A 6,390-nucleotide genomic window follows, 5' to 3' on the forward strand; every position below is an offset into this window, starting at 1 on the left:
CCACAGTTGCATAACAGTAGCTCTATCCCTTAGTGCTCACTCTAGAGGTCTGTTAGGCCCTATTTCCTCCAGGCTAACTTCTACATGGGTTCGTCCCAGCGCTTTCATGCACTGAAGAAAGAATGCAAAACTGAATGTCCCACGAGACATCTTGTTCGTAATAGCACTTGAGGACTCGTCGACACCAATCACTGCCAGCAACTGAGAAAGCCGTTTGTGGGTGATTCCCCTGCGAACCAGCTCGCCGCGCAAGATTCGGCTAGCCTCCAAATTCCAGTCTGCCATGTTGATAATTTGCAACGTTGTTTGATAAAGACCATCATCTTCGCCGACATGGCTTAGAAAACGCTACATAAATCGCATATATGATATCAATATACCGTTTTCGATATTTTTAGATGCTTTATATGAAACTCGTTCTTGTTTTTTCCACTAAGTAAAGGGCTTAGGCAACCAGGCCAATGACAGGGAAGAAGATGGCAGTTAAGCAAGCGTGGACCGAAACGAAGACTCGGAGGATGGGTGCAGAAGGACTCCAACGAACGTTCCCAACGTCGGCAGCATCCGCAGATGCACATCGCAATTTGATTAAAACGTTTCCATTTTTGCACCGCTCTCGAACGCCGCAGTGCCGCGTACTCCGCAGGGATTGCCTCCCTCATATTGCCCGAATCCCGTCGCTTTTATACAACGGCTAGGTTTTTCCGTTTGTACTTACTCTCCTCTGAAGTACTAGTTATTCACACATGAGCTATTAGTAATTCGCCCATGAGCTATTAGTGATTCACACATCAGCTACTAGTGATTCGCACACGGTCAAAATGTAGAGTCAAACGTTATTGCGGCTTGTTTCGTTTCTCTAGTAACTTCGCAAAAAGCATACGGTTCACTTCTCATACCGTTGCTTGTTTGAGATATCGACCTTATCTGCACCTATAGCCCTTAGTACATGAATCAAAAAATGGAACGAGAATGCTCCTCTGTTGATTTTTGTACGCAGCTGAGTTTCGTTTTCCTTTAACCCTTGCGATTCGAGCAGTTTTGCAAGATTTTTGTATGTGATTGCTCGTCTGCGCAATTCAGCTTTCAGGATATTGGAAGCTTCGTCAAGAATATCTGGCATAGTTTTATTAATACATTTAAATGGTTTTAATATTGACATTTTAAAACCATTTAAATAGAATCGCCGCCCGCGTGTCGTTTTTGATACGTTTTGTGACGGATTACAACAGTTAGTTTGATGGGCTTTGAGGGCAATTATTTGAATAACTACGAACTGGAACAGTATCTTGATGAGCTTGGACTTCCGAACGAAGGTAAGGAAGCTATCCGGAAAGCTCGTCGCGGATCTCCAGTACGAGACGTTCGTGGCACCGGCGCGAACGTTATGAATATTTTCCAAAGCGCGAAAATGGGTGTGTCTATTGCGGCGGAAAGTCATACCGTCGAGCTGCCCGCTATAATTTCCTATGAGCTTGACTCTGACGTTCTGGAGTATTACGCGCAACCGATGAAATTGGACGTGGCATATCCAGATGGACGGTGGCAGCACATTCCCGACTTCTTATTGCTCAAAAAAGATGGAATCATTGTCGAGGAATGGCGGCAAGATAAGCGTTTGCATAATCTCGCAAAAGCCAATCCCGAACGATATGTGCCCGCATATGGTGGTGGATGGCATGCTCCGATTATGGAGGCCCATTTCGCTGAACTAGGCATGCAGTATGTTTTGAGTACGCCTGAGCAAGTTAATCAGCAAAAGATTCGAAATTTGAGTTTCTTGCGCGCTTATTATTTACCTTCGTGCCCACGTGCCTCTGGCGAGGCAATGATGGAGTTAAAGGAGTTTCTTGAGAAAAACCCGATTATTTCTCTACAAGACCTCGTCAATTTGACAAAAGATATGGAAAAACATGTCGGGGTACAGGCAATCAAGCCCTTGTCTTTCTCAGCCGATGATATCTATTGGGCCATTGCGCACGGTTCGCTTGTGGTAGACCTGGACAATGATGACCTAGCCGAGAGGCATCGTACTCACGTGTTCCGCGACTTGGCGGCAATGGAGATGTTTAACAGCCTACCGGAAATACCCACAGTCCATCCATCAGGCTCAACGGGTTTCACTTTGAAGAGTGGCACTCGTATCGAGTATGAGGGTGTTGATTATATCCTAACCTTCGTTGGCGATAAAAATTCCGTAATTTCGCCTTTTAATGGTTTGGTTGATAACTCAAGCGAAAATCCGCTTGAAATGTCGAATACTACCTTACTCCATCTTTATCGTACTGGAAAAATTGAGCCTCTCAATATTGAAAGCACCGAGACAAACAAAAATACAGAGGTAATTTCCCCCTCTCAAGTAGATGCTGCAATTAAGAGACGCGAAAAAATTGATAAGAACGACCAAGGGTTGAATGCTGGTGTTTCAATAAGAACAATCCAGCGTTGGAAAAAAAAACCTATGAATCGCAGAAAGTGCTAGCGAACAGATAATTAACTTAGCGCCAAAGCGGCGAGTAGGGAATTATCTTCCAAAGTTATCCGACGAGGTACTGGCTACCATAGACAAAACTCGGAAAGACATTTATGAGCGGCCATCAGGGAGAAATAAAAGTGCCGCTTTTCGTGCATTTGAAGCGATATGCTTTGAAAAGAAAATTAAACCTTGCTCGGAAAAAAGCTTTTTCGGGTTGATAGCGTCTGCAAGCTCGACTTTGAAGCGGGACGGCAGTCGAAATGAATATCAAACTGCCCCTATTGTTTTGTATCTTGACGCTGGTGCTCCCATTCATGGTGTACGGCCTTTTGAAATTGTTCATATTGACCATACGCCGCTTAAAATTTTAATCCACAGTTTGGCATTTAAGGAAATAGCAACCAGTGTTTGGATAACTTTGGCAATTGATGCGAAGTCACGAGCAATTGTTGGGTTTTACCTCACTACCGAATCGCCAAGTTATCGGTCTTGCATGATGGTTATGCGGGATATTGTTCGCCGTCATGATCGATTACCGGAAACTATTGTTGTTGATAATGGGCCAGAGTTTCATTCAAAGAATTTTCATAGAGTTTGTGCCGCCTATAGATGCAATTTGAAATATAGGCCAAAGGGAAAACCTCGATTTGGTACGGTTATGGAACGCGTTTTTGGCACCACTCAATCACAGCTGATTCATACCTTAGAAGGAAATACTCGGCTGATGAAGAAAAATCGCGCCATTACAAAGCTAGTAAATCCAAAAAACTTTGTGGAATGGACATTGCCCGCATTGCATGGCGCTTTGGATATGTATTTCAGTGAGCTATATGGTACCAAGCCTCATCCGGCTCACGGCGAGGAGCCCGTCGCACATTTGAAGAAAACTTTAGCTGAGACTGGAGCCCGCAATCACACTCACGTGAAGCTGGACAGACTATTTCTAATCGAAACCTGCCCATCGGTCGACGACGAAACCCGTATTGTTGATATACAGCGGGGAGTGAAGGTTCAACACTATTACTATTGGCACGACGGTTTCAAAGGCCTGAAGTCCAAACAGCGAAAGGTTCTTGTACGCCCGGACCCATGGGACCCTCGATACTGTTACGTGCTCATTGACAGCACCTGGCACACTGCTCGCTCTAAGCTGGTCGGCGAGTTACGGCGCTGCACTGCACTCGAACTTCAGTATGCCGTAGCTGAAACGAGCAAAAAATTCCTCACCAAGGGGCAGAAACTGACGCCCGAGCTACTGAAGAAATGGACGTACGTGGCCGTCGCGTCCAACTTTGACGCCCGCCTTGCCGCCGAGAGCGAGGAAATGCGCTACCTCTACGAGCCTATGGGTATAGGAAGCATCGAACGCGATAATCTGCTGCATCCCGTACTCCGCGTATCGGTCGATGATGATGCTGATTTTTCGCATCAGGCTACAAGTAGCCAAGCTATCGATTTAGACCAAGAAGTATCGGTTTATTCAACTGGCGAATTACCAGACGCCCCTCGGCGTCCGGAGGCGGCTTATGCCGCCTCCGTGGGCGAGAATTCGCCACTGACTTCCGAGCCTGAGAACCTTATCGGCCAAGCCGGTTCCAGCGCGGCTCCAAAGCCGCCACGAGTGAAAAAAACTAACCCACGCCCGGCTGCCAACGACAGCCTCTTGGACAAGCTACGCCATGCTGAGTCCCAACAGCAGCAGGAGCAACCGCCTGCCGCTCATTACAGCGATGACGAATATGGTTATTTCTAAAATTGGCATCGAACCTCCTTGGAACTCTGAAGGTATTACTCAACACCAGAAGGCTTTTGAGAAGGTCAAAGTTCGGCATCCAAAAATCAATGCAGCGTTTGAGCGTATCCACCGCATGATTGGTCCCCATAGCGGCACCAATATCGTGTTGCTAGTCGGCCCAACGGGTGTAGGCAAGTCGACGCTGGCCCATCTCTTGGAGGCAAAGATTCTCAGCGAAAATCACGACCTCATTGAGGCCGATACAAGCCTTGTGCCCATTGTCTGCGTGGAAGCCGAAGAGACGGGCCAAAAATCTACACCTTGGTGGGTTTTCTATAGCGCTGTTGGGCGGGCTTTAAACGAGCCTTTGATGCATCGTAAAGTCGACACGCGAAAAGTTGACTCCAGACTGTCCATCGTGCCACAAACTACGTCGGATATCGTAAGTCTCCGAAAAAGCGTTGAGTTTGCGATGAAAGAGCGTAAGACCGTAGCACTTATCATCGATGAGGCGGCGCATCTATTGCAAAGCAATCCCACATATTTGCAGAAGGATTTCAATGCATTGAAATCCTTTTGCAATCAAAATCAGGTGACCTTAATCGTGGTTGGCTCATATGACCTTTTTGACATACTGGCTCTTAGCGCTCAAATCATGCGCCGTACACAAATCGTGCATGTAGACCGCTACATGGTTGGAACCCCTGCAGACGAGTTAGCGTTTAAGAAAACGCTTCAAGCATTGCAGGCCAGTATGCCAATTACGACAATTCCTGACCTTTCAAAATTTGCGAAGTCATTGCAAAAGCAAACACTCGGCTGCATCGGCAGCTTGCAGGAAACGCTCGCTAGGATGCTAACCAACGTTCTGCATGCCAGCGGCGAATTCGAAATGGCACATCTTGAAAATGCCTTGCTCACCGATGCACAACTTGAATCCATGCTCGCTGAAACGCTTAAAGGAGAAAATATGGTTACACGCCACTCCCATAAAAAACGACTTATCGCGGAGGAGGAATGAATATTGATGACTACAGCGTAGTCGAGCGAGTAAAGCTTCCCGCCCGTTTAACACTTTATAAGCTCGCACCTGCCGTATTTAAGGGCGCGACCCGGGAAAGTTTAGCCAGCTATTTTCAACGACTTGCTGATGCCCATGCGATATCACCGCATCTCCTGGCCCGAGAGGTAGTTACACCGCTACTGGGGGTGGCCCGTCGTCAAGTCTCAGGCATAGATGACACTTGGAAGACATCGTATTTTCATAACATAGGCACGGTTGCTGAAAACTGGTCCAATGCGCTGAACCAACTGACTGGTCATCGAAAACTTCAAGAATTAACCTTCTTGCCGCTACGGGGCATGGTGCCAACGACCCTCCTGACCTCACTCCACCGAAAATGGTGCCCATGCTGTTTGGGTGAAGATGCAAAGTCGGGAACGCCGTATGGCCGATTGCTTTGGGAAGTGCGAGCTGTCGAAGCTTGCCCTATTCACAGAGTACAACTAGTTTCGGGATGCGATTGCGCTGGAGAGGCGAGTTTGCATTGCTCTCAAGCTAAATATTTGCCAAACATCTGCGAACGGTGTGGAACGGATTTGGGTACGCAGCGAAAGTTGTTACCCGCAGCCGATTCACAGATTATAAAGGCTCAACTGGTCCATGATTTTTTGGATACTCCTTACTCAACAACGGGGCTTCCCGTTATTAAATTCTCCGAATTCATATGGAATGCCTGTCAAAAGCATGCTGATGGACAATACGCCCCCTTCGCGAAAATGATTGGGAAATCAAAGTCAGTTGTCCATGGATGGCTCAACGAAAATCGCATTCCCCCATTCGCCGAAGTAGTAAATTTGGCCTATGTCTTGGGCTGCGAAGTTGCAGATATTTTCACGGGCGAAATGCGGAGACTGCTCGATATTCCACGTGACTGTACTCCCGCCCAAAAGCGGCAGCAAGCCCAAAAATTGAACATCCACGCAATTAGCGCCCAGCTCGGACGGTTTGCAGCAGAGACGCCTTGCATCTCGGTAGAGGAAGCTGCCCGCCGCATCGGGGTCAATAAAAGAACTTTATATGCCTCATTTGCAGAGCAGGCGGTAATCCCCCCATTTTTAGAGCGCGCTAAAAGTAGAGGTTAAGCGGCCAGGGCAAGCTTCTGTTTTGGTGTAATGC

Annotated in this window: 6 protein-coding genes; 4 read left to right on the forward strand and 2 right to left on the reverse strand. The window is 47.2% G+C overall.

The window, feature by feature from the left end:
* Positions 1 to 36 precede the first annotated feature (36 nt).
* Complete coding sequence (locus tag ACL9RI_RS16240; protein WP_422727562.1) at positions 37 to 285, reverse strand: DUF6471 domain-containing protein; 249 nt, start codon at positions 283 to 285, stop codon at positions 37 to 39.
* A 601-nt stretch (positions 286 to 886) separates the two neighbouring features.
* Positions 887 to 1,162 carry a DUF6471 domain-containing protein gene (locus ACL9RI_RS16245; protein WP_422727551.1) on the reverse strand — a complete coding sequence of 92 codons (276 nt, stop codon included), beginning with the start codon at positions 1,160 to 1,162 and terminating at the stop codon, positions 887 to 889.
* 99 nt (positions 1,163 to 1,261) lie between these two features.
* On the opposite strand from ACL9RI_RS16245, the gene ACL9RI_RS16250 reads away from it, so the two are divergent.
* The 4 genes from ACL9RI_RS16250 to ACL9RI_RS16265 all read left to right on the forward strand — a co-directional run bounded on the left by ACL9RI_RS16250 (position 1,262) and on the right by ACL9RI_RS16265 (position 6,356).
* Complete coding sequence (locus tag ACL9RI_RS16250) at positions 1,262 to 2,482, forward strand: hypothetical protein (protein ID WP_422727552.1); 1,221 nt, start codon at positions 1,262 to 1,264, stop codon at positions 2,480 to 2,482.
* A gap of 232 nt (positions 2,483 to 2,714) precedes the next feature.
* Positions 2,715 to 4,229, forward strand: a complete 1,515-nt coding sequence (locus ACL9RI_RS16255) for an integrase catalytic domain-containing protein (protein WP_422727553.1) — start codon at positions 2,715 to 2,717, stop codon at positions 4,227 to 4,229.
* A complete protein-coding gene (locus ACL9RI_RS16260; RefSeq protein WP_422727554.1) occupies positions 4,156 to 5,232 on the forward strand; it encodes a TniB family NTP-binding protein in 1,077 nt (358 codons plus the stop codon). Before ACL9RI_RS16255 ends, ACL9RI_RS16260 begins: the two co-directional genes overlap by 74 nt.
* Positions 5,229 to 6,356, forward strand: coding sequence for a TniQ family protein (locus ACL9RI_RS16265; RefSeq protein ID WP_422727555.1), 1,128 nt, complete (start codon positions 5,229 to 5,231; stop codon positions 6,354 to 6,356). Before ACL9RI_RS16260 ends, ACL9RI_RS16265 begins: the two co-directional genes overlap by 4 nt.
* Positions 6,357 to 6,390: the final 34 nt, after the last annotated feature.

The sequence above is a fragment of the Janthinobacterium sp. Mn2066 genome, from assembly GCF_049319705.1.
Classification (GTDB): domain Bacteria; phylum Pseudomonadota; class Gammaproteobacteria; order Burkholderiales; family Burkholderiaceae_D; genus Janthinobacterium.

Coding starts and splice junctions, on each gene's coding strand:
- ACL9RI_RS16240 (WP_422727562.1), bottom strand. CDS start 285: ATGGCAGACTGGAATTTGGAGGCTAGCCGAATCTTGCGCGGCGAGCTG.
- ACL9RI_RS16245 (WP_422727551.1), bottom strand. CDS start 1,162: ATGTCAATATTAAAACCATTTAAATGTATTAATAAAACTATGCCAGAT.
- ACL9RI_RS16260 (WP_422727554.1), top strand. CDS start 4,156: ATGCTGAGTCCCAACAGCAGCAGGAGCAACCGCCTGCCGCTCATTACA.
- ACL9RI_RS16265 (WP_422727555.1), top strand. CDS start 5,229: ATGAATATTGATGACTACAGCGTAGTCGAGCGAGTAAAGCTTCCCGCC.